The following is a 21,499-nucleotide window of genomic DNA, read 5'->3' as shown; positions in this document are numbered from 1 at the left end:
CTATGGTGTCCTTCCTGTGGGGGCTCTTCTCCCATCGAGTACGTCCTGAGCGATTTTCAGAAGCCACTCTTCATCAGAGAAAACGAGCACCCCACCGCTCCACGGATCGTTCACACTGATTTTTTTGACGTTTCTATCAAGAAGGACGATAGAATTTTCCAGTACTTCCCTTCTGAGAGATTCGTAGTCTATCTCCTTTTCATAGGACCAGGAGAATTTCAAGGGCTTTCCAACAAGCACGTTTCCTTCTGTGTCGATGACGAGCGTTGTTGTGTAGCCGAGCCTTTTCAGCCGTTCGTACTTTTCCACGCTTTCCACCATCATGGGATAGGTGGCCTTTCTTGTGATGAGAGCACTGATCACCTGCTCGTTCACCTCTCCAGCTGCGCTGAAAACGGGCACAACTCCCGCTGTGGAGAGTCCCTCCGCGAGAAGAGATAGCACCTGAGCGGTGATATATGGGGAAGTTGAGACCTTTGCGAGGGGATCTGTGTCGGTTATTCTCAAAACGTCGAAACTGCCGAAGACGTAGTAGGTCACACCTTTTTCTTTCAGGATCTTTCCTACAGCGATTCCGACGTCTTTTGCGAGGGTCAAATTTCCAGAACTTCCAAGGCACAGAAGAGAGACGTCTTTCAAAACGTTCTGAAGAGGAACTCTCACCGCCACCAGACCCGTGGGGTTCTCTGGAATCTCATCCGTCAAGACAATCTGTGGAAATGCGCTCAAGAACATGAGACACACCAGAATCGTTGTTAGTGAGCGTGACAACGTCCGCCGCCTCCTTCACCTTGTCGATGGCGTTTCCCATGGCCACGCGAAGCCCCGCTTCCTCGAACATGAACAGGTCGTTCTCGTTGTCGCCGAAGACGACGATCTCTTCTTTCTTCCATCCCATTCTCTCCCGGAGAAACCTCAGCGCCTTTCCCTTGTCTACGTTCTCTGGAACGATCTCTAAGTACGTCGGGAACGACTTGAAGACCTTCACCACATTGTTGAACTTCTCCAAGAGGATCTTCTTCAGTTCGTCGAGTTTTTCCGGAGTATCGATGAGAAGGATCTTGGTTGTTCCCACCTTTGAGACAAGCTCCAGAAGTTTCGGTTCAACCCGGTATTCCACACTCGAGTGTTTCGCATAGCCCCTTATCTCTTCGTTGTCTTTCTCGGAGTAAAGCACGTCGTCTATGTACGCTTGCCAGTGCACGTTGAACTGCTTCACGTACTCCACGATGTCTTTTGCGACCTCGGGTGGAATCTTTTCGTTCAAAATCACACCTTCTTCTGGAATGTACACCATCGCGCCGTTGTATGCGATTGTGGGAAAAGTCCTGCCGAAGTATTTCTTCTCCACATTCAGCGTCGAGACGAGCATCCTGCCGCTTGCAAAAACGACGTGGCAATTTCTGGAAAGCCTTTCGATCACTTTTCTGTCCTTTTCCGAGATCTCCAGGCTGTCGTTCAGGAGCGTTCCGTCCAGATCAAAAACGAACACCCTGTACAAAGTATCCCCTCCAGATCCTTTCGAACTCTTCCACGAAAGATTCTACGTACTCTCTGTTACTCGTTTTGAACACAACCTCCACGTTTTTGTGAAAACCACTCTCTGTGAAGTTCGCAGAGCCCGTGATCAGAGTTTTTCCATCAACGACAAGAAACTTGTGGTGCATCAAGGGTTCTTTCACCTCGAGAATGTGAAAGGTTCCAAGTGGAAGTTCTCTGAGCTTTGAAGACTCGAACCACTCGTCCGTGATGATGTACACCTCCACACCCTGCGAGGAGAGGAATTTCAGCGTGGCAAAGACGTCTTCATCTGTGAAAGCGTAGCTGCAGAGAAGAACGTACTTTTTCGCCTTCCAGAGCGAATCCAAGACGATCTCTTCAACATCCACCGCGGGAATCAAAAAGAACTCACCTTCTTCAGTCTTGAGCCGAACCTGTGGCCTTTTCCCGTGAACGAGCCAGTCATAAATTCCCTCGAAAAAGTCCGCTATCTCTTTGGAGTGAAAGACGATGAGGTTGTTCAGATGTTCTTCTAAGCTGGAGCGGTTGAAGTTCGCAGAACCGAAGATCACCGTTTCGCAGTCGAGAACGATGAATTTCGAGTGAAGAAGACCCTCTGAAACGTGAACGAAAGCGCCCTGAACGGGCACCTCGGAAGCCATTTTCGCAGTTTTCAATCCGAGATACTCCGGGTCGATCGAGTAGGCAACGATCGTGATGTCGCTTGCAGAGTTCAGGTGTGAGAGAACCAGCTGTGAAAGATCGTCCACCGTGCTGAAATAGACCCGCGAGAAAATTATCTCATTTATCAGTAGAAACAGGAGAAGGAGTTTCTTCAATCCATACCACCTTTCCGTAGAGCGGACCGGCCGTGATCTTTTCGATCTTCACGTCGGCGAATCGGCCGATCATCCACTCCTCACCCTCGAAGGCGATGATCTTGTTTCTGATGTCCCTGCCGTAGAAGAGGCCGTTCTTTGCCTGAGCCTCCACGATGACGCGCACCGTCTTTCCCTTGTAGTGCTCGTTCAGTTTCCTGTTGATCCTCTTTTGGAGGTTCATGAGAAACTGCATGCGCCTCACTTTCTCTTCGTAGGGCACGTCGTCTTTGTAGTGTTTCCACGCCACCGTACCTTCTCGTGGAGAGTAGATCGCGAGGTTGAGGCGTTCGAACTGCGCCTTCTCCACAAGATCGATCGTCTCCATGAAGTCTTCTTCCGTCTCCGTTGGAAAACCGACGATGATGTCGCTGCTTATGGCAACGTCCGGCACCTTCGATCTGATCCTCTCAAGAAGGGCGAGGTACTCTTCCTTCGTGTAACTTCTGTTCATGAGCTTCAGTATCCTGTTGCTTCCGGACTGCACGGGGAGGTGGACGGACTTTGCCACCTTCGGATTTCTGGCGATCACCTCTATGAGTTCGTCGGAGAAGTCCGTCGGATAGGAAGTGAGAAACCAGATTCTTTCAATTCCCTCTATCTTTGAGGCCTCTTCGAGGAGTTTGGCGAGGGAAGAGCCGTCCTTCAGGTCTTTTCCGTAGGCGTCCACGTTTTGACCGAGGAAGGTCACCTCGCGGTAGCCCTGTTTCGCGAGCTCTCTCACCTCTTCCAGAATATCCTCCATCGGTCTGCTCTTTTCCCTGCCGCGCGTGTACGGAACGATACAGTAGGTGCAGAATCTGTCACAGCCGAATATGATCGTGATCCAGGCATGGTGCTTGCTGGATCTGATACGTGGAAGCTCATGTGTGTACTCGTTGAGACGGTCTTCGAAGAGCGCCACCTTCTCCCCCTGAAGCGCCCTTTTCACCGCTTCTGTTATTTTAGGAACGGCGCGGGTTCCAAGGACGAAGTCGGCTCCTCTCTCCAGGAGTTTCTCTCTTTCCTTTTCGGCGACACAACCCGCAACTCCCACAACGAGCTTTCTTTTCCTTTTGATCTTCAGCATCTGACCGAGCTCGCTGTAGGCCTTCTCCTCAGACTTTCTTCTCACTGCACAGGTGTTTATGATGACCACATCCGCCTCTTCGGGAGCCGAGGCGGGGGTGAACCCTTCCTTCATTAGAAGACCGGCCATCGTTTCCGAGTCGTTCTCGTTCATCTGACAGCCGAAGGTCTTGATGTAAAATCTCATGTTCGACCTCCCAGTTCGTTCAGGCTAATTAGATTATACCAGAAAGGAAAAACCCCGCCGGAGCGGGGTCGATTCACATCAGTCCGAGTTCTTTCTTCACGAAGTTCGGAAGGGCGAAGGACGCGACGTGAACTTCTTCGTTGTAGTACTTCAGCTCTTTGTTGAAGTTTTTCACCTTTTCGGGGTTGAAGTCTTTTATCGGGTCTATTCCCTTGGAGGCGAAGGTGTAGGACCACATGCCGGAGGGATAGGTGGTCATGAATCCAAGGTAAACCTTCGTGATAGGAAAGACCTTGCTGATCCTCTTGTAAGCGAGCTTGAACCATCCGATGTCGTAGAACGGGTCTTCCGTCTCGGCGGAGAAGACTCCGTCTTCCTTGAGGGCATCGTAACAGGCCTGGTAGAACTCTTCGGTGAAGAGGTGCCCACCCTGGCCCGCCGTCGGGTCCGTGGAGTCTATGATGATGACATCGAACTCGTTCTTGAACTTCCTCACGTATTCGGCACCGTTTGCGATCATGATCTCTGTCCTTGGATCGTCGAAACCGCACGAAGTCTGCTTCAAATACTTCCTTGCGGCTTCTATGACGAGTCCGTCCACTTCGCAGAGAACCGCCTTCTCCACGCTGTCGTGTTTCAGGACTTCTCTGAGCGTTCCGCCGTCTCCACCGCCGATGATGAGCACCTTCTTCGGGTTCGGATGGAGGAACATGGGAACGTGTGCGAGCATTTCGTGGTACATGAACTCGTCCTTTTCCGTGGTCATCGTGATGCCGTCGAGCGAAAAAACCACGCCAAGATCGGGATTCTCGAAGATATCTATCCTCTGAATGTCGCTCTGTCCGGAGTAGATCATGCGGTTTATCTTCATGAAGAGTCCCACGTTGTTTCCTGTATAGTACTCGAAGTACCACAGGTGCTGTCTTGGCTGGAGATCTCTTTCAAATTCTTTCAACTTTTCCACCTCCTCAAACGGTGACTTTGTGTGGCGAGTCCTCGGGTATTCCTATCTCGTCGTACCTGCCTCTTTCATGCTCCACCACGTGAACTCTCTTTGCCTTCAGCGCTTTTTTCAGATGTTCGAAGGCTTTCCAGGGATCGACATCCTCTCCGCAGGTGAAGAGATCGATAGCAGCGTACCCGTACTCTGGCCAGGTGTGAATGGTTAGGTGGGATTCGGATATCACCACCACACCACTCACCCCATAGGGGAGGAACCTGTGAAACGTTGACGTGACTATTGTTGCTCCACTTTCATAGGCTGCCTGCTTCATCTCCTGTTCTATCAGCTGCACGTTGTCAAGAACCTCTTTGTCACATTCGTAGAATTCCGCCACCAGGTGCCTTCCCAGACTTTTCATGTTAATCCCTCCCCTCTGAAATTTTTAGTCAATCATGATCCAGAGTAACACCGCCTTCTTCTTTCCCGAATTCTTTACGTAATGCTTTTTATCTGCTTTGTAGTAGAAACAGTCTCCCTCTTTCAACCTGTAACGTTTGTCATCGAGGTAAAGATCTATCCTTCCCTGGATCACAAAGCCGAACTCCGAACCTTCATGGTACGATTCTTCCTCCGTCTGTGCACCGGGTTCCAGTGTTACGAGAATCGGATCGATCTCTTTGTCTTCCACACCGCTCATCAGAATCTCACTCTTCACACCCTCTGGCTCGTCGTAGACCGGAACCCTCTCTTCTTTTTTGAACACAACCCTCTCTTCTTCCACGTCGGAGAAAAAGTGCTTCAAATCTGTACCCAGTGCTTCTAAGATCCTTTCAAGAGTATCTATGGATGGAGACGTCTTGTCCGATTCGAGCTGTGAAATGAAACTTCTTGAAAGATCTGTGCGTTCTGCGAGTTCTTCTTGTGTGAGCCCTTTTGAGAGCCTTAATTTCCTGAGTTTTTCTCCGATCCTCACAAAGTTCCCAACTCCTTTGTCCACTATAGTTGACAAACTTGTTCAGTATCACAGACATTATTATACCCACCCCCCTTTCGTTGTCAAGGTTAATTTTGTGTTACTTAAGTTACATTAAGGTAACTTATCTTGGAGGAATGATCTAAAAGCAGATCGCAATCTTTTCTCAGTTCAATTAGAACAGCCTCATCGTTTAATGTAACTATTCAAAATCATTACAGTTTATAATTATGTGGTAAAATAAATCCAGGAAATACCATGGAAATAGGGAGGTGCAGAGTATGAGAGAGATGACGAAGAAGTTCCTTGAGGACGCTTTCGCAGGGGAGAGCATGGCGCACATGAAGTATCTGATCTTCGCGGATGAAGCAGAGCAGAGGGGACTGAAGAAACTCGCGAATCTCTTCAGGGCGATCGCGTACGCGGAGTACGTCCACGCGAGGAACCACTACAGAGAACTCGGAAAGATCTACAAAGAGATGGCCGAAAACGTCCAGCAGTGCATCGACGGTGAAACCTTCGAAATCGATGAGATGTACCCGGTTTACAACACCGTCGCACAGTTCCAGGAAGAAAAAGGAGCGGAAAGAAGCACCAAGTTCGCCTGGGAAGCCGAAAAGATCCACGCGGAGATGTACAAAAAGGCCAAAGAACTCGTGGAAAAGGGAGAAGACTACACAGCGGAGAAGATCTACATCTGTCCCGTCTGTGGTCACACCGTTGAAGGAGAGCCACCAGAGAAGTGTCCGGTTTGCGGAGCACCGAAGAGCGCTTACAGGGAATTTTCAATTTAAAGGAGGGATAGCATGAAACTTTCTGATTTCATCAAGACGGAAGATTTCAAGAAGGAAAAGCACGTTCCGGTCATAGAAGCACCCGAGAAGGTGAAAAAAGACGAAAAAGTTCAAATCGTGGTTACCGTGGGAAAGGAGATCCCGCACCCGAACACAACAGAACACCACATCAGGTGGATCAAAGTTTTCTTCCAACCTGATGGTGATCCATACGTTTACGAGGTGGGAAGGTACGAGTTCAACGCGCACGGAGAGTCCGTTCAGGGGCCGAACATCGGCGCTGTTTACACAGAGCCTACTGTCACAACCGTGGTAAAATTGAACAGATCGGGAACGATCATAGCCCTCTCCTACTGCAACATACACGGCCTCTGGGAAAGCAGTCAAAAGATCACTGTTGAAGAGTGAGGTGAGTTCTGTGAAGAAGTACAGGTGCAAACTCTGTGGTTACATCTACGATCCTGAACAAGGAGATCCCGACAGCGGAATCGAACCGGGGACACCCTTCGAGGATCTTCCAGACGACTGGGTCTGTCCGCTCTGTGGAGCTTCGAAGGAGGATTTTGAACCGGTTGAGTGATCTGGAAGTCTTACCGTCAGAGAAAGGGGAGGCTGGCCCTCCCCTTTCTCTTTCCCCACGACCCGGCGGGCTCGGGCGGGATCCGAAAAGAAAATGATAACTCTCGTTATAATAATACCATAAAGTAGATAAACAAACAAAAAATCTGGGGGGAGAAAGATGATCGGATTTCTCACAGACTGGGGCTTGAAGAGTCACTACGTGGGAGTCGCGAAGGCGGTGATCAAGAGGATAAACCCCTCCGCGGAGATCATCGACATCACGCACGAAGTAGAACCTTTCAACGTGAGAAAGGCGAGTCACGTTCTCTACAGAGCCTCCCTCGATTTTCCTCCTTCCACCGTCTTTCTTGTGGTTGTCGACTACGGCGTTGGAACTTCAAGAAAGGCGATCGTGATGAAGACCAAGAACGACCAGTACTTCGTGGCACCCGACAACGGAGTTCTCACGGTTGTAGCTGAAGAATACGGAGTTGCCGAGATCAGAGAGATAGAGAACAGAGAGCTCTTCTACAAGAAGAATCCTTCCTTCACTTTCCACGGAAGGGACATCTTCGCACCGGTTGCCGCCCACCTCGACATGGGACTTCCGCTGGAGAGAGTGGGAGACAGACTGCTCTCGTACGAGGTTCTCAAGATGAGAAAGCCTGTTGTCGAGAACGAGAAAGTCATCGGAGAAGTGGCGATAGTTGACACCTTCGGAAACGTGTCGACGAACATTCCCTTCGATCTCTTTTTGAAGCTCAGTGTGGATTTCGACGACGTGGTGAGAGTGAGAGTGGGAAGAAAAGAGTTCAAAGCGGCTGTCGCGAAGGCCTTCGGAGATGTGGACACGGGAGAACTGCTCGTTCATCCAGACAGCGCAGGTTTCCTCGAAATCGCCGTGAATCTGGGAGACGCGAGTCAGGTGCTTTCGGTTAAAGAAGGAGACGAGATCGAGATATGCAGATGAAACAGGTTCTTCTTGAGGCAAGGCAGGATTTTCTGAGTCTTCTCAAAAGAAGAGGCTGGAAGGAGAAAGACCTGAATATACTGAGAGGAATCTTCCTTGGAGAGCTTTCCAGGGTGGACGTGCCGGCTGACATCTTTGAGCTTGCTATCAAGGAGGCCGTGAAGGGGAACTTGAAGCTTTCTTCGAAACTCCTTGGAGTGAGTGAGATAGACACTCTTGAGATCCTCTTCTGGTACCTGCCGAAGAAGTATCCCCTTCCTTCAGAGAGGCTCAAAAAGAGGCTGAAAGCCGAAAGCGTGAAAGAGTTCATCGAAGAAGCCAACAGACTTAGGGTGAAACTTGGAAAGAAGGATTTCATGGAGCTCTACCTTCATCTCGAAGAAGCGGAAGAAGAGGAAGAAAAAAGAGAGAACACGGATCTTCTGGAGAGAGTTCGAAACCTTTCGATTGAGAAACTATCAGAGAGTGAGATTGAGGAGTTGAGATACTTCTACTCCTTGCTCGATCTTCGAGGAAAGGAATCCGTGAGAACGCTGAACGTTCACCCGTACATTCTTTCTGCCATCATCAGAAACCCTTCTGCACCGATCGTCATCGATGGAAGCAACCTGCTCTGGCGTGGAGGACTCTCCGTCTCTTACATCTACGAGGTGTTTGAGAGGCTTGCTGTTTTCAGGGAGTTCTTCTTTCCCTACAGGATCGTTTTCGACAGGAACGCGGAGTTCGTGCTGCCAGTTCACGAGAGGAAGGGATTCGAAAGGTGGAAAAACTCTCCGAACGTTCTCTTCGAATCTCCAGCGGATGGCCTCATCATCTCCCTTGCGAACACCATGGACGCGGTGGTTCTGAGCGGTGACAGGTTCAGAGATCACGGTCTTCCCAGGAGGGTTAGGGTCCTAACACCGGAGGAGATAGAAAAGGGGTGAGCGAGCTCACCCCAATTTCTTTTCAATGTAGCTGACGATGTCGCCGACCGTTGAGATCTTTTCAAGATCGGCGTCATCCACCTTTACACCGAACTCGCTTTCGAAATCCATCACGAGATCAACGAGGTCGAGGGAATCCGCACCGAGATCGTCTATGAGTTTTGCCTCCTCTGTGACCTGTGACTCATCCACTCCGAGTTTTTCAGAGATTATGCTCTTCACCTTTGAAAAGATCTCCTCTCTGCTCGCCACTTTTCCACCTCCTCTTAGAAGTGTCGAAAAAAATTATAACACAATCACATTCTCAAGTAAGACCCTTTCATCCCAGCGCTCGACGAACCAGCCCGGATTCAGGGTGTGAACGGGCACTATGTAATCCGGGTTCAGTTCGTTCAAAATCTTTTCCAGACCCTGAGGAGAAACGTGGCCCGAGGCGTGGAACTCTTTTGTGAAGACGATGTTTCCGTTCACTTCTCTTATACCGAAAGGAACTATGTTGAAGTACCTGAGCCAGTTCATGAAGCGCCTTGCGTCGATCTCCTGCTCTTCCGTGTAGGCTTCGCTCGTTGAGTGGATATAGACGGCGCCGTTCAGAACTCTTTCGTCGAGATCGAGGATGTGCGGGAAGTCCCAGTATCCCGCAACCATGGTGTGTTTTTCTGGATGCAGGTTTATCTCCTCTGGTGAGAGAAGGATCCCTTCCTCTCTGGCTCGAAGCAGTGCGTCTTTTTCGAGGTTTATGTAGGTGACCTTCCCGGGGTGGTACACACGAACGAAGGACCTTTCCTCATCCGTCAGCTTCCAGAGTGGTTCCACTCGTTCCATCTCGAGAAGATAGGCGTAGTCTTTTGGCATGAGAACGAGTCTTCTGTCGTTTTCCATGCAGACCTTAAGGAAGGTGAAGAGCCTCTCCAGGTGTCTGATGGGAAAATCTACGAGTATCAGATTCTTCGTCCCCCTGAAAACTCTCATCGCGTTTTCGAAGACGTCCTTTTCCGTGTTCTCCACGTTCTCTTCCCTCGTGACTCTGGTTCCCTCAACGATGAGAACGAGCGGGCGCTTGTCTTTCAGATTCTCAAAAAATCTCGAGGTCCTGAGAGAAAGCGCGAGTCTCTTTTCACCGAGAGTGTCCAGCCAGTAGCGCTCTTCTTCTGCTGTCTCGGGACCCGTTCTGAAGTCTCCGGTGTAAGCGAGCCAGAGATCGTCCACCCTTGCCGCAAGGCCCGCGGCTCCTATGACGGAGTGGTACACAGGTTCAACGAACAGCTCGTTCTTCCACAGGGAGTTCATATCGACAACAGTTGAATCGTCGTTGAGTTCGACCTCTTTAGGAAAAGAAACGCGTCTTGTCAATCTTTCCGCGCTCTTCGAATTTCCCGGGCTCACCGTGAGGTCTTCGCGGATTCCGTTTTCCAGATCTTTATCTGAGACCCTTCTTCTTTTCTTTCCACCGAGCTGAGTCAGAACGTTTGAGTTGCTCGTGTACACACTGGCTCTCATCACAGCGAAGGTTTCGCCGGTCATGAGGAGGGGGATCTTTTCGTCTATGAGGCCCACCATTCCGGTGTGATCCGCATGCGCATGGCTCAAAAAAAGAAAGGCGTGGTTCACAGGATCTTCGAACTTTCCATCGAAGAGGTCGTCCCTGTAAATGTTGAGCCGGGGAACCATTTCGAGCTTCAGCAGGTCATGAAGGATCTTACCTGTTCTGGGGTTCAAAAACTCCTCGAAGAACTCTCCCCATCTGGAAAAGTTCAATCCAAAATCCAGCAGAAAACCGTCGTTCTCAGAATCAACCACTCTGATCTTGTTTCCCCCTATGTTTCTGTGCCCGTCGAGTATCTCTATTCTCACGGAACCCCCCCAGAAGAGAAAAGAGTTTGTCGGGATCAACGCGGTAGAGGTTGGTTTTCACCCTGAGGTCACTCGCACCGAAGCTCTCTATTCCTTCAAAATGATATGATAACACATTCGAGATCTCCTCTTCGATATTTCTTCCGCTGAACATTATCAACCCGGCGATCTGTGCGTGATCCAGCAGGTAGTCGATGTGCCAGTGTTTCTTTTTAGGACCGAGAAAATAACGGGGGATCCTCTTGAAGAATCCCCCCATCGCGGATCCTACGTAGGCGTAGTAACCTGGTTCCAGATGAGATGTTTTCTTTCCATACCTCAAAGCAACACTCTCTTCGAGTTTCAAAAGCAGAATGTAAGTTCCCTTCATAGGATACTCAGGTATCTTTCCGCGTGGTCCGGTGCAACGGTCACGACCCTCGCGTCTGGCCCGAGTTTCTGGGCTACCTTCAGAGCGGCTGCGACGTTGGCACCGGAGGAGATTCCCACAAGGAGTCCCTCTTTCTTTGCGAGGTATCTCGCCATCTCGTAGGCCTCTTCGTCCTCCACGGTGATCACTTCGTCAATCACGGATCTGTCCAGGATCTTCGGAACAAAGCCCGCTCCTATGCCCTGGATGGCGTGTTTTCCCGGCTGGCCTCCAGAGAGAACGGGAGATTTCGCTGGTTCCACCGCTACTATCTTCACTTCGTTTCCAAAAAAGCCTTTCAAAACCCTTCCCACTCCGCTGATCGTACCTCCCGTTCCCACTCCCGCAACGAAGGCGTCTATCCGATAGTCCATCTGTTTGAGGATCTCCGGACCTGTGGTGAACTGGTGAGAGTAGACGTTGTAGGGATTTTCGAACTGGTTGAGCATGTGTGCACCGGTTTCTTTGGATATCTCTATCGCTTTTTCCACGGCACCCTTCATTCCCAGTTCCCCTGGTGTGAGAACGAGTTCCGCCCCGAGCATTTTCAGGACCTTTCTTCTCTCAACACTCATGGTCTCGGGCATCGTGAGGATCACTCTGTGTCCTCTCTTTGCTCCAATCATCGCTATGGCGATTCCCATGTTGCCGCTCGTTGGCTCCACGATGCCGTTCCTGAGAAGGTCTCTTCTTTCCGCATCGAGAATCATGAAGAGGGCGGGCCTGTCCTTTACACTGCCACCGGGATTATTCTTTTCCAGTTTCAAGAATATTCTCGAGTCTATCGAATCGAGCCTCACTATAGGAGTGCTCCCTATCAGTCTTTCCATCATCGCAGAAATCCCTCCTCCACTTGACTATTCTTGCAGGAACACCTACGACAACGGCTCCGTCTGGAACATCCTCAAGGACGACCGCGTTCGCACCCACAACGGCGTTGTTTCCAACTCTTATCGGGCCGAGGATCTTCGCTCCCGTTCCAATCATCACGTTCTCACCCACGTCAGGGTGTCTTTTTCCGGAGCACGGCTTTCTCGTCCCGAGAGTGACTCCGTGGTAGATGAGCGTTCCCCTTCCCACCGAGGCGGTGCTTCCGATGACCACACCGATACCGTGGTCTATCACCACTCCCGGAGCGATTCTTGCCGCTGGATGGATGTCCATGGAGAACACAACACGCACAAAGTAATAAATGAGGTAGGCGAGGACTTTCAATTTCCACTTGTAGAAGAAATGAGCGAATCTGTACCACATAAGACCCTGGAAGGAAGCGTAGAAGAAAAACACCTGAAGCTTACTCTCTGCGGCGGGATCGAGCTTGAGGTACATCTCAAGATCCTCTGATATGTGCTTGAAAATACTCACGAAATCCCTGAAGAACTCACCAACCTTTCTGAACAACAACCGCATCCCGATACCATATCCACCACCTCCAGATCGTTTGATCCAATAGAATTATATCAACCTAATTGTTAAGGTCAAAGAAACCTCTTCATCACAAAAAGGTGAACCTCTTCACTTTTTTCACAAAAGCCTTTGTGTAGTATATTAACACAGGAGGAGGGATATTTCAATGGTGGACACGCACACGCATCTTCATTTTCACCAGTTCGACGGCGACAGAAACGCTATCATCTACAGCTTTGAAGAGAACAGCATTGAATTTGTGGTGAACGTGGGTGTGAACCTCGAAGATTCGAAGAAATCACTCGATCTTTCAAAGACAAGTGATCGCATCTTCTGTTCTTTAGGTGTGCATCCACACGACGCGAAGGAAGTTCCCGAAGATTTCATAGAACAGCTCGAAAAACTCGCGAAAGATGAAAAGGTGGTCGCTATAGGTGAGACCGGACTCGATTTCTTCAGGAACATCTCTCCAGCCGAAGTCCAAAAAAAGGTCTTCGTTGAACAGATCGAACTCGCAAGAAAGTTGAACCTTCCCCTCGTTGTTCACATCAGAGACGCGTACAGCGAGGCGTACGAGATACTCAGATCAGAACCGCTTCCAGAGAAGCGGGGTGTGATTCACGCTTTTTCTTCGAACTACGAGTGGGCGAAGAAGTTTATAGACCTCGGCTTTATGCTTGGAATAGGAGGCCCTGTGACGTATCCGAAGAGCGAGGCTCTGAGAGAAGTGGTTAAAAGAGTGGGCCTTGAACACATCGTTCTGGAGACGGACTGTCCTTTTCTTCCACCACAGCCGTTCAGGGGAAAAAGGAACGAACCGAAGTACCTGAAGTACGTCGTGGAAACGATCTCGCAGGTGCTGGATGTGCCTGAAGCGAAAGTGGATGAAGTGACCACAGAGAACGCCAGAAGGATCTTTCTGGAGGTGAAGGAATGATCCACCTTTTTGATCTCACAAGGCAGTACGAGAGAATCAGGGGAGAAATCTTGAACGCGATAGACAAGGTGATCTCTTCGGGAAGGGTGATTCTCGGAGAGAACGTGAGAAGACTCGAGGAAGAAATCGCCAGTTTTATCGGCGTGAAGCACGGTGTTGGCGTTGCGAGCGGAAGCGATGCGCTTCTCATAGCACTGAGGGCGATGGGAGTGGAAAAGGGAGATACGGTGGTCACAACACCCTACACCTTCTTTGCCACGGCGAGCGCACCCTACAGACTCGGTGCCAGGGTGATCTTCGTCGACGTGGACGAGAACACCTTCAACATAGATCTGAACCAGCTCGAACACGTTCTGAAAAAAGAGAAAGTGAAGGCTGTCATTCCCGTTCACCTCTTCGGTAGAACCGTGGATCTTGAGGCGCTGAGCTTTTTGAGGGAGAAATACGGAGTGATGCTCCTCGAAGACTGTGCTCAGTCGATGGGATCGGAGTGGAAGTTCTCGAGTGGTGAGATCAGAAAAAGTGGGTCTGTAGGGGATGCGGCGATTTTCTCTTTCTTTCCCACGAAGAATCTGGGGACTTACGGCGACGGCGGAATGATCGTGACGAACAGCGATGAGATAGCGGAAGAAAGCAGGATCTTGAGAGTGCACGGTGCAAGAAAGAAATACTTCCACGAAGAGGTGGGATACAACTCGAGACTCGACGAGATACACGCCGCGATTTTGAGGGTGAAACTCAGGTATCTGGAAAGGTGGACAGAAGAGAGAATACGGGTGGCAAGGACGTACCAGGAGCTGTTCGAGGAGAAAAAACTGCCGATGGTCTTTCCCCGTGTGGAGGAGAAAGGCTTCAGGTACCACGTTTTCCATCAATATGTGGTGATCTTCGAAAGTGAAGAGGTGAGGGAGAGAGTCAGAGAAGGATTGAAAGAGAGAGGTATTCAGACGGCGGTTTATTACCCCCTACCTCTCCACCTTCAAAAGTGCTTCAAAGATCTGGGATATCGAGAAGGGGATTTCCCAGTGGCCGAATCACTTTCAAAAAGAAGTCTTGCGCTTCCCATGTTTCCAGAACTGAGGGACGACGAAATAAAAGAAGTCGTTGACACGATAGCGCTCTTTTTTTAGGTGAGATCTTTTACCACCTTGAGCGTGGCCGTGGCCACTGATTTCAAAAAGTCTCCTTCGAGGGGTGCAACCCCAACTTCCGTTCTTTCTCGATCTTCGTCCTGGATCGTGAGGTGGACGAGCACGAACTCTCTTCCAGCCAGAAAGACCTTCTGAACGTCGTCCACCGAGACGGAATATTCAGGATTGAAAGCCTCTATCACCGCTTCTCCAACGAGCCTTGGAAGGTTCGTGGATGTTCCAGGCCCCGCACTTTCACCCACCATGTCTTCGTCTTCGAGAGGGTTGCGTATTGTGACTTTCACCTGCTTTTTCCTGTCGAGGTTTTTTACCTCTATGGAGGTGATCTCATAAGTCTGCGAAGGAGAGAACCTTCCCTGACTCAGTTGGGCAATGCTGATGATCCTTCTGTCTATCTTCATTCCAAGAGACGCGAGGGCAACAGTTTCGATATCGCGAACGATCTGTTTTGGATTCCTGGAAGGATCTGCTATGACGTGGATTTCTCTGGGTTGACCGTCTTCCTCTATCACCTTGGCGGAGATGACCCCGGATATCTTCGATATGACTTCTTCCAGTGTCTTTGCGCTGCTCATCCAAATACCCCCCACGCACTGTTTTTTACTATTTTACCAGAGCATCTATTAACGCGAAAACGACGCTCTGGAGAAGATCTTTTTCCAGAGGAGCCGCACCGATTCGCCAGTTTTCTTTTCCATTCTTCGAGAGTGTGAGATGAGCAAAAACGAACCTTCTTTCTGCGAGAGCGACTTCTTTGATGTCGTCTAATGAAAGCTTCTGTTACCGCTTCTCCGATGAGTTTGAGAAGGTTCCGGGATGTTCTGGGCCCTTCACTCTCATCAGAAAAGATCTTACCACGAGGATCTCTCAGAACGATCTTCACACGGTATTTCTTTCCGGAAGAGGAGATTTTCAAATAGGATTTGATCGATTTTCTATCGATATAAAATACTTCCCTGCTTCGTTTTATCACGAGTATTCTGCCCATATTTGTTTCCCTCTTTTGTTTTACCATACTTTACCATCCTTTAGGAAAAGATAGATCTCCCGTAGAAGTATGAAACCGAGGGAGGTAGATGGACCTTGCCTGGAAAACGAAGAGGTTTTTTCGTTGTTTTTTTAATAACGTTTCTGATACTCTTGATTCTGTTCATGTACGGCTACATCTCCTTTGAAATAAACAGGCTGTACGGTGGAAGAGTTTCTCCTTTTGAAGACTGGAGGAGTTATATCGCTTTTCTTGCTTCCAAGGTTCCGTTTTTGAAAGACAGAATCAACTATCAGCCTCTCAAAGCGGAAAGTCCCGCTGAGTACTACTCTAGAATTTATCAGAAATACATAGAGATATACAACCAGAAGATAGACGAATTGATCAGCAAAGAAAAAGAACTCGAAGAGCAGGCGAAGGTGCTGGAAGCGCAAAGAAACGTTGTTGAGAAAATGATCGAAGATATTCAATCCCTCAAGAATCAATTGTTCGAGGAGAAAAACAGGCTGGAATCCTACAAGAAGCAGGTAGACGAGCTTATCAACGTGCTTTTGAACGCTGATCCGAGAAATCTTGCGAGCGCACTCAATGAGGTGGACGATGAGACGCTCGCTGTGATCTTTAAAAGAACCGATCCAGAGTACGCTGGAGAGTTTCTCGAGGCGCTCTCCGGTGTCAACCCACAGAAAACCGCACGGGTGATGGAACTCATGGTGGGTGTGGAAAGCACCATTGAAAGGCTCGAAATGCTGGTTAAACAAGCTCAGGAAGCGGTGAAACAGATGACAGAAAAAGAATCTCAGCTTTTCCAGAAAGAAGCCTATTTGAAATCGGTGGCGGACGCTTTGAACAACATCACACCAGAGGTAGCCGTCGATTTCCTGAGAAGGGAGAATGTGGATCCAGAAACTTTGAGAACGGTTCTTTCCATGATGGATAGGGAACACGCTTCTGTTCTGGTTCAGTACATAGTTCAGAACGCTCCGGATCTTCTGGAGGAGAGAAAGTGAAGGTAGGACAATTTTCTCTTTTTGCGATGATCAAGACGGCAGAGGAAAAAGGTGAATTAAAAAAGAAATCAGCAGCGGGTCTGTTCTCTCAGTCTGTTAAGGACCTGATGAAAACGCTGGGGAGAAAGGGAAAAATGATTGATTCCACATATGAGAAGAAAAAAGAGATCGCTGGAAAGAAAAGCGAACGTCAAAAGAATAATGATATTGACCTTCTGAATGTTCAGGAAAAGGTAAAGTCAGAATCTACTGAAAACCGTGATGAAGTCCTCAAAAAGGTGAAAAGGAACACGCTGGACGATCTCGACAGTGTCAGCGCTCAGCACATTTCGATGTCGGTTGAGGAAGATGTGAATTTGGAAAAGATGCTGGATGGACAGTTTTCGGAAAGGCTTCAGAATGTCTCTGAGGATCAGAAAGAACGGGAAGAAGAAGTTGGACGTTCATCTTCGAGCAAGACAAGCAAAGAGATCAAAACAACCGATGATAAATCCAGTGAAAAACATGTTTTGGAAGAAATGTCTAAAAGAAACGAAAAGTTAGAACAGCTCATTGATGAAAATCATGATGAGTACCGAAAAAGTGAGCAAGGGATTTTCAAATCCAGAACACATGATATTTCAACGGAAAAGCTTTTGACTTCCACTGAACATGAAGAAAAGAAAGAAAACGGTTTTCTGGTGAAAGATTCAGAGAACAAAGAAAGTGCAAGTCAGATTTCGTTCGAAAAGAAACACCGTTCTATCTTGTACTCGGAATCAGAGACTTTTCGGAGTGAATCGAACAAAAAGCTTTCGAGTTCTTTTAGAACACCTGTTGAAGTTTCTCAGACAAGTTCTGAAGTTTTTTTGAAATCAGATGATCGGAAGATAAGGCACACAGCAAAACGACCGATTTTCGACGAGACAAGATCTCTTTTTAAGAATTCCGATACAGAGAAACTTTCAGGAGACTTTGAAAAGACAGCAGGTATCAAAAACGAACCTTCTGAAGAAAGGATTACGGGAAATATCGGGAATGAAATAAAAATGTCCAAACTCAGTTTTGTTCCGCTTCTCTCTGCAGACGAAAAGCAACAATCATCGAACGGTGATGGAGAAAAGGTCTGGAAGGTTAACAATCAAAGAATTTCACAGGCGAGCTTTGACGATACTGGTTTGAATCTCGTAAATGAAAATTCCGAGAATTCCAGAGAAAATCAGAAAATCAACTCTTTCACAAAGAGAGGAGATACTCACACAGAAGAACTATCAGAGAAAACCTCTTCCAGCTTGAGAGAAACCGTCCTGTCATTCAGAAATGATGGTTCCTCTCCAGAAAAGAACACCAGAAACGTACTGAACGACCGTAGTGAAACTTCTTCGGTGAGGAGAGAACCCCCCGCAAACAGATTTGATGGTCAGAAGGTTGTTGAAAACAATTCCAAGGTATCTCCGGAGAAAACTTCTGAAAAACCGCCCTCCCAAAACCGAGAGAAGAATCAGCCAATGGAAATGAAAATGAGGTACGAAGAGAAAGGAAAAATCGAAAGTTACAGAGAAATAACAAACAGAGAGGCGTTGGAGTTTCTGTCTCAGGAAAGGGCGAAGCAGGTTTACTTACTCCCCGAACTGAAAAGAACAGAGACTGTTCATCTACCAAGGTTTGTGGAACAGATGTACTACCACAAGACAGAAAGGGCCGTCATAGACCTTGAACCACCGGAGTTAGGAAAACTGGAGATCACCATAACAAAGGAAGAGAACCAGCTGAAGATAGTGTTCAAAGTTCAGACAGAAGAAGCCAAGCACGTTTTAGAACATGACGTACCACGGCTGATCGAAAGATTCAACGAAAAGGGATTCGATGTGCAGGTCTACGTAGAAAAACAGGAAGAAGACTACCTGTATCAGGAAAATCAGAACAAAGAGGGAAATCAAAGACAGCAAAGAGAAAGCAAAAACCACAAACGTGAAACTTCGGGCAGTCTATTTGAGGAGTTCATCCAGGAGGTGAAAACGTGATCTACGACATGAGCGGTATATACCTTTCTTCTCTTACAGGAGTAAGAAATAATTCCAGCTCTTCGAGTAATTCTCTCGACAAGGAAGCTTTTCTCAGACTCCTTCTTCAAGAACTGGAAATGCAGGATCCACTGGAGCCCATGGAAACGAAGGACATGATCTCTCAGCTTTCTCAGCTCACGAGCCTTGAACAGATCACAAACCTCACCAGTGCGGTGAAAGATTTCGTCGAAGCTCAGACGAGTGTGAACCCAGCCCAGCTTGCTTCTCTGATAGGAAAGTACGTCGTGGTGAAGAACAACACGGTAAATCTTGTAGACGGTCAGTCAGACAGCATCATATTCAACGTGGATGAAGATGCACATGTTGTGGTTCAAATACTTGACGAAAACGGAAAAGTGGTGAGAACAGAAGATCTTGGAACTGTTCAGGCGGGAGTTCACGCCTGGCAGTGGGATGGAAGAGATGACAGCGGGATCAGTGTTGAAGATGGCAGTTACACTTACCATATTTATAAACTCACATCGAGCGGACTGGAGGAAATAGGGGGAATGGAAGGCGGAGTGGTGGAAGCCGTTCAGATAAAGGATGGAGAGGGATTCGTTCTTGTGAACGGTTCACTCTATCCTGTTGATTCTATCCTGGAGATCTCTCAGGAGGGTGATGCGTGATGATGAGATCACTCTACAGTGGCATAACGGGTCTCAAAAACTTCCAGGTAGCGATGGATGTTGTAGGAAACAACATCTCCAACGTGAACACAGTTGGCTTCAAAGCGTCACGGGTGAATTTCGAGACGATGCTCGCTCAGACGATCAAGGCGGGAAGATCTCCTCAGGAAAACGTGGGCGGTACAAATCCCATGCAGATAGGTCTTGGTTCTCAGGTGTCCAGTATCGACAAGATCATGACGCAGGGCTCGTTCCAGAACACGGGTGTGAAAACCGACCTTGCCATTCAGGGAGACGGGTTCTTCATCGTATCAGATGGCAGTTCCTATTATTACACAAGAGCCGGCGCATTCACTCTGGACAGCAACGGAAACTTGATTCAGACCTCTACTGGTTACAAGGTTCAGGGATGGACAGCTGTTCAGGATCCAGAGACCGGTGAAAGGTACATCGACACCAACAAACCCATAGGGGATCTGGTGATCAGTGCAGGTATGACGATGCCGGCAAAGAAAACTTCGAACGTTCGTTTTGAAGGAAATTTGAACTCCAAATTGGGACCTGGTTCGTTCGTCATCACTTTAACTGATGAAAATGGAATTAATCACGATGTCAGGGTGTGGTTTGAAAAGACACAGAGTGATCTGGGAACAGATCCGTTCAGTTCTTCTCAGAGGTACACGATGAAGATCGATATCGACAACGATGGAACAGCCGATGTGGATGGTTACATGGTGTTCAACGAATTTGGAAGAGTGGAAGAGGCCGGGGTGTACGCTGAATCTCAAACCATGACAGCGATCGGAATTTCCGGCACCACAACGCTGTCAGATGGCACCTATCAGGCCATCGTTCTGGATTCTTCTGGAAATGTGGTGTACAACGGTACCACGACGGTTTCTGGCGGTAGCTTCACCATCAGCGACCCAGATATTGTCAGCGGAAACAATTACACTGTGATACTGTATTCGGCTGATGATACTCGAAATGTAACAGCGAGTTCTAATGGCAGCATTTCCGACACCACGACGTTGTCAGATGGCACCTATCAGGCCATCGTTCTGGATTCTTCTGGAAATGTGGTGTACAATGGTACCACGACAGTTTCTAGCGGCAGCTTCACCATCACTGACCCAGATATCGTTAGCGGAAACAATTACACCGTGATACTATCTTCAAACAGTGATGCTCAAACCATAACAGCGATCGGAATTTCTGGCACCACAACATTGTCAGATGGCACCTATCAGACCATCGTTCTGGATTCTTCTGGGAATGTGGTGTACAACGGTACCACAAACGTTTCAGGTGGTAGTTTCACAATCAACGATTCTGACATCACAGCTGGAAACAATTACACCGTGATACTCTTAACCCCAAACAACGCATCAAATTCTCTCACAATAGCACCCGGTGCTGAACTTGTCATTCCTACCTCCGGTGAGCCCAGGTTCTACGAATCAGACAATCCGACGAATTTCGTTCAAACTGATTACACTTCTCCAAGGTACACCACCGCCGTCCAGGTTTACGATTCTCTTGGAAACGCGTACACCGTTTACTATGAATTTGTCAGACTTGGAAACACCACTATTGGTTCAGAAAGTTTCAAGAACGCCTGGATCTGGAGAGCGTATACGGATAGTGGAGAACCGATCTCACTGATCGATGAAGACGGTGGTAGTGGCTATGTAGCGGGGTTGATAGATTTCGATGAATCAGGAAGACCCATTCAATACAGAGGGCTGGACTCTTCATACAATCTCAGCTCTGGAGAGGTTAGAACGATCCAGTTTGATGCAGGTCAGAGTGGAGATGGGGTGGTAACAATAACAGCTGATTTTTCCGGAGCAACTCAGTTCTCCGGCGACAGCACTCTGAACATTCCATGGCAGGATGGAAATCCGATGGGTGTTTTGGAATCCTTCGCTATAAACGAGCAGGGAGAGATCATAGGAACCTTCAGCAACGGACTCACCGACGTTCTTGGACAGATCGCCCTCGCAGTGTTTAACAATCCTTCGGGACTCTCAGAGGTTGGTAATTCGCTCTACGTCGTGTCTGCCAACAGCGGCGTTCCAAAGATAGGAGCCCCCGGTAGCGGTGGAAGAGGAATTTTGATCCCCGGTGCCCTTGAGATGTCCAACGTGGATCTTGCGGAAGAGTTCACCAAGATGATCGTCGCACAGAGAGGTTTCCAGGCGAACGCGCGTGTTATCACGACAGCCGATCAGATTCTGAACGAACTTGTGAACATCAAGAGATGATG

Annotated in this window: 24 protein-coding genes; 11 read left to right on the top strand and 13 right to left on the bottom strand. The window is 48.5% G+C overall.

Going from position 1 to position 21,499, the window contains the following annotated elements; translation table 11 throughout:
- The 7 genes from CELL2_RS01420 to CELL2_RS01390 form a co-directional block, all read right to left on the bottom strand.
- Complete coding sequence (locus CELL2_RS01420) at nucleotides 1-735, bottom strand: hypothetical protein (protein ID WP_200877811.1); 735 nt, start codon at nucleotides 733-735, stop codon at nucleotides 1-3.
- On the bottom strand, nucleotides 695-1,501 hold the full coding sequence (locus CELL2_RS01415; protein ID WP_012310432.1) for a Cof-type HAD-IIB family hydrolase: 807 nt from the start codon (nucleotides 1,499-1,501) through the stop codon (nucleotides 695-697). Before CELL2_RS01415 ends, CELL2_RS01420 begins: the two co-directional genes overlap by 41 nt.
- Nucleotides 1,479-2,339, bottom strand: coding sequence for a phospholipase D-like domain-containing protein (locus CELL2_RS01410; protein WP_038033789.1), 861 nt, complete (start codon nucleotides 2,337-2,339; stop codon nucleotides 1,479-1,481). Before CELL2_RS01410 ends, CELL2_RS01415 begins: the two co-directional genes overlap by 23 nt.
- Entirely contained in the window at nucleotides 2,302-3,633 is a 1,332-nt protein-coding gene (miaB, locus tag CELL2_RS01405) for a tRNA (N6-isopentenyl adenosine(37)-C2)-methylthiotransferase MiaB (RefSeq protein WP_038033790.1), read from the bottom strand. The genes CELL2_RS01410 and miaB overlap by 38 nt, the downstream gene beginning before the upstream one ends.
- Nucleotides 3,634-3,706: 73 nt before the next feature.
- Complete coding sequence (gene speE / locus CELL2_RS01400; protein WP_038033791.1) at nucleotides 3,707-4,588, bottom strand: polyamine aminopropyltransferase; 882 nt, start codon at nucleotides 4,586-4,588, stop codon at nucleotides 3,707-3,709.
- A 13-nt stretch (nucleotides 4,589-4,601) separates the two neighbouring features.
- Nucleotides 4,602-4,994: an adenosylmethionine decarboxylase gene (gene speD / locus CELL2_RS01395; protein WP_011942943.1), complete on the bottom strand. Its 393-nt coding sequence runs from the start codon at nucleotides 4,992-4,994 to the stop codon at nucleotides 4,602-4,604.
- A gap of 24 nt (nucleotides 4,995-5,018) precedes the next feature.
- A complete protein-coding gene (locus CELL2_RS01390) occupies nucleotides 5,019-5,549 on the bottom strand; it encodes a cupin domain-containing protein (protein ID WP_012310429.1) in 531 nt (176 codons plus the stop codon).
- Between the two features lie 281 nt (nucleotides 5,550-5,830).
- Here CELL2_RS01390 and CELL2_RS01385 point away from each other — a divergent pair, with 281 nt between their 5' ends.
- The 5 genes from CELL2_RS01385 to CELL2_RS01365 all read left to right on the top strand — a co-directional run bounded on the left by CELL2_RS01385 (nucleotide 5,831) and on the right by CELL2_RS01365 (nucleotide 8,800).
- The gene (locus CELL2_RS01385) at nucleotides 5,831-6,343 is read left to right on the top strand and encodes a rubrerythrin family protein (RefSeq protein ID WP_004081119.1); all 513 of its coding nucleotides are present in this window, start codon (nucleotides 5,831-5,833) and stop codon (nucleotides 6,341-6,343) included.
- A 12-nt stretch (nucleotides 6,344-6,355) separates the two neighbouring features.
- A complete protein-coding gene (locus CELL2_RS01380) occupies nucleotides 6,356-6,751 on the top strand; it encodes a class II SORL domain-containing protein (RefSeq protein WP_004081116.1) in 396 nt (131 codons plus the stop codon).
- A 10-nt stretch (nucleotides 6,752-6,761) separates the two neighbouring features.
- A complete protein-coding gene (rd, locus tag CELL2_RS01375; protein WP_004081114.1) occupies nucleotides 6,762-6,923 on the top strand; it encodes a rubredoxin in 162 nt (53 codons plus the stop codon).
- Nucleotides 6,924-7,082: 159 nt separating this feature from the next.
- A complete protein-coding gene (locus CELL2_RS01370; RefSeq protein WP_004081113.1) occupies nucleotides 7,083-7,874 on the top strand; it encodes an S-adenosyl-l-methionine hydroxide adenosyltransferase family protein in 792 nt (263 codons plus the stop codon).
- Nucleotides 7,871-8,800 (top strand): hypothetical protein, encoded by a 930-nt coding sequence (locus tag CELL2_RS01365; RefSeq protein WP_004081112.1) that lies wholly within the window; start codon nucleotides 7,871-7,873, stop codon nucleotides 8,798-8,800. The genes CELL2_RS01370 and CELL2_RS01365 overlap by 4 nt, the downstream gene beginning before the upstream one ends.
- A gap of 6 nt (nucleotides 8,801-8,806) precedes the next feature.
- On the opposite strand, the gene CELL2_RS01360 is transcribed toward CELL2_RS01365, so the two are convergent.
- Genes CELL2_RS01360 through cysE form a run of 5 tightly spaced genes read right to left on the bottom strand, consistent with a single transcriptional unit; the run spans nucleotide 8,807 to nucleotide 12,473 of the window.
- Nucleotides 8,807-9,052 (bottom strand): acyl carrier protein, encoded by a 246-nt coding sequence (locus CELL2_RS01360; protein ID WP_004081111.1) that lies wholly within the window; start codon nucleotides 9,050-9,052, stop codon nucleotides 8,807-8,809.
- 33 nt (nucleotides 9,053-9,085) lie between these two features.
- Nucleotides 9,086-10,654, bottom strand: coding sequence for a ribonuclease J (locus CELL2_RS01355; RefSeq protein ID WP_038033795.1), 1,569 nt, complete (start codon nucleotides 10,652-10,654; stop codon nucleotides 9,086-9,088).
- Nucleotides 10,593-11,024: a DUF123 domain-containing protein gene (locus CELL2_RS01350; RefSeq protein ID WP_012895997.1), complete on the bottom strand. Its 432-nt coding sequence runs from the start codon at nucleotides 11,022-11,024 to the stop codon at nucleotides 10,593-10,595. Before CELL2_RS01350 ends, CELL2_RS01355 begins: the two co-directional genes overlap by 62 nt.
- A complete protein-coding gene (cysK, locus tag CELL2_RS01345) occupies nucleotides 11,021-11,896 on the bottom strand; it encodes a cysteine synthase A (RefSeq protein WP_012895998.1) in 876 nt (291 codons plus the stop codon). Before cysK ends, CELL2_RS01350 begins: the two co-directional genes overlap by 4 nt.
- Entirely contained in the window at nucleotides 11,811-12,473 is a 663-nt protein-coding gene (gene cysE, locus CELL2_RS01340) for a serine O-acetyltransferase (RefSeq protein ID WP_012895999.1), read from the bottom strand. The genes cysK and cysE overlap by 86 nt, the downstream gene beginning before the upstream one ends.
- A 163-nt stretch (nucleotides 12,474-12,636) precedes the next feature.
- Between cysE and CELL2_RS01335 the strand changes: the two genes are divergently transcribed.
- Complete coding sequence (locus CELL2_RS01335; protein ID WP_038033798.1) at nucleotides 12,637-13,407, top strand: TatD family hydrolase; 771 nt, start codon at nucleotides 12,637-12,639, stop codon at nucleotides 13,405-13,407.
- Nucleotides 13,404-14,537: a DegT/DnrJ/EryC1/StrS aminotransferase family protein gene (locus CELL2_RS01330; protein WP_038033800.1), complete on the top strand. Its 1,134-nt coding sequence runs from the start codon at nucleotides 13,404-13,406 to the stop codon at nucleotides 14,535-14,537. Before CELL2_RS01335 ends, CELL2_RS01330 begins: the two co-directional genes overlap by 4 nt.
- On the opposite strand, the gene CELL2_RS01325 is transcribed toward CELL2_RS01330, so the two are convergent.
- On the bottom strand, nucleotides 14,534-15,133 hold the full coding sequence (locus CELL2_RS01325) for a hypothetical protein (RefSeq protein WP_012310422.1): 600 nt from the start codon (nucleotides 15,131-15,133) through the stop codon (nucleotides 14,534-14,536). The genes CELL2_RS01330 and CELL2_RS01325 overlap by 4 nt on opposite strands.
- Before the next feature lie 508 nt (nucleotides 15,134-15,641).
- On the opposite strand from CELL2_RS01325, the gene CELL2_RS01315 reads away from it, so the two are divergent.
- Genes CELL2_RS01315 through CELL2_RS01300 form a run of 4 tightly spaced genes read left to right on the top strand, consistent with a single transcriptional unit; the run spans nucleotide 15,642 to nucleotide 21,497 of the window.
- Nucleotides 15,642-16,556, top strand: a complete 915-nt coding sequence (locus CELL2_RS01315; protein ID WP_012896002.1) for a hypothetical protein — start codon at nucleotides 15,642-15,644, stop codon at nucleotides 16,554-16,556.
- Nucleotides 16,553-18,559 (top strand): flagellar hook-length control protein FliK, encoded by a 2,007-nt coding sequence (locus CELL2_RS01310; protein WP_038033804.1) that lies wholly within the window; start codon nucleotides 16,553-16,555, stop codon nucleotides 18,557-18,559. Before CELL2_RS01315 ends, CELL2_RS01310 begins: the two co-directional genes overlap by 4 nt.
- Entirely contained in the window at nucleotides 18,556-19,230 is a 675-nt protein-coding gene (locus CELL2_RS01305) for a flagellar hook assembly protein FlgD (RefSeq protein ID WP_012310418.1), read from the top strand. The genes CELL2_RS01310 and CELL2_RS01305 overlap by 4 nt, the downstream gene beginning before the upstream one ends.
- Nucleotides 19,230-21,497, top strand: a complete 2,268-nt coding sequence (locus tag CELL2_RS01300; RefSeq protein WP_038033907.1) for a flagellar hook-basal body complex protein — start codon at nucleotides 19,230-19,232, stop codon at nucleotides 21,495-21,497. The genes CELL2_RS01305 and CELL2_RS01300 overlap by 1 nt, the downstream gene beginning before the upstream one ends.
- Nucleotides 21,498-21,499 lie beyond the last annotated feature (2 nt).

It is taken from the genome of Thermotoga sp. Cell2 (genome assembly GCF_000789375.1).
Taxonomy (GTDB): Bacteria; Thermotogota; Thermotogae; order Thermotogales; family Thermotogaceae; genus Thermotoga; species Thermotoga petrophila.
Note: the sequence above shows the minus strand (reverse complement) of the source record. Positions and strands in the feature narration are given on the sequence as shown.

Bases quoted from the DNA above. Each gene is read 5' to 3' on its own strand.
- CELL2_RS01385 (WP_004081119.1), top strand. From the start codon at position 5,831: ATGAGAGAGATGACGAAGAAGTTCCTTGAGGACGCTTTCGCAGGGGAG.
- CELL2_RS01365 (WP_004081112.1), top strand. From the start codon at position 7,871: ATGAAACAGGTTCTTCTTGAGGCAAGGCAGGATTTTCTGAGTCTTCTC.
- CELL2_RS01325 (WP_012310422.1), bottom strand. From the start codon at position 15,133: ATGAGCAGCGCAAAGACACTGGAAGAAGTCATATCGAAGATATCCGGG.
- CELL2_RS01300 (WP_038033907.1), top strand. From the start codon at position 19,230: ATGATGAGATCACTCTACAGTGGCATAACGGGTCTCAAAAACTTCCAG.
- CELL2_RS01420 (WP_200877811.1), bottom strand. From the start codon at position 735: ATGTTCTTGAGCGCATTTCCACAGATTGTCTTGACGGATGAGATTCCA.
- CELL2_RS01330 (WP_038033800.1), top strand. From the start codon at position 13,404: ATGATCCACCTTTTTGATCTCACAAGGCAGTACGAGAGAATCAGGGGA.
- CELL2_RS01335 (WP_038033798.1), top strand. From the start codon at position 12,637: ATGGTGGACACGCACACGCATCTTCATTTTCACCAGTTCGACGGCGAC.
- miaB (WP_038033790.1), bottom strand. From the start codon at position 3,633: ATGAGATTTTACATCAAGACCTTCGGCTGTCAGATGAACGAGAACGAC.
- cysE (WP_012895999.1), bottom strand. From the start codon at position 12,473: ATGCGGTTGTTGTTCAGAAAGGTTGGTGAGTTCTTCAGGGATTTCGTG.
- speD (WP_011942943.1), bottom strand. From the start codon at position 4,994: ATGAAAAGTCTGGGAAGGCACCTGGTGGCGGAATTCTACGAATGTGAC.
- CELL2_RS01380 (WP_004081116.1), top strand. From the start codon at position 6,356: ATGAAACTTTCTGATTTCATCAAGACGGAAGATTTCAAGAAGGAAAAG.
- CELL2_RS01370 (WP_004081113.1), top strand. From the start codon at position 7,083: ATGATCGGATTTCTCACAGACTGGGGCTTGAAGAGTCACTACGTGGGA.
- CELL2_RS01350 (WP_012895997.1), bottom strand. From the start codon at position 11,024: ATGAAGGGAACTTACATTCTGCTTTTGAAACTCGAAGAGAGTGTTGCT.
- cysK (WP_012895998.1), bottom strand. From the start codon at position 11,896: ATGATGGAAAGACTGATAGGGAGCACTCCTATAGTGAGGCTCGATTCG.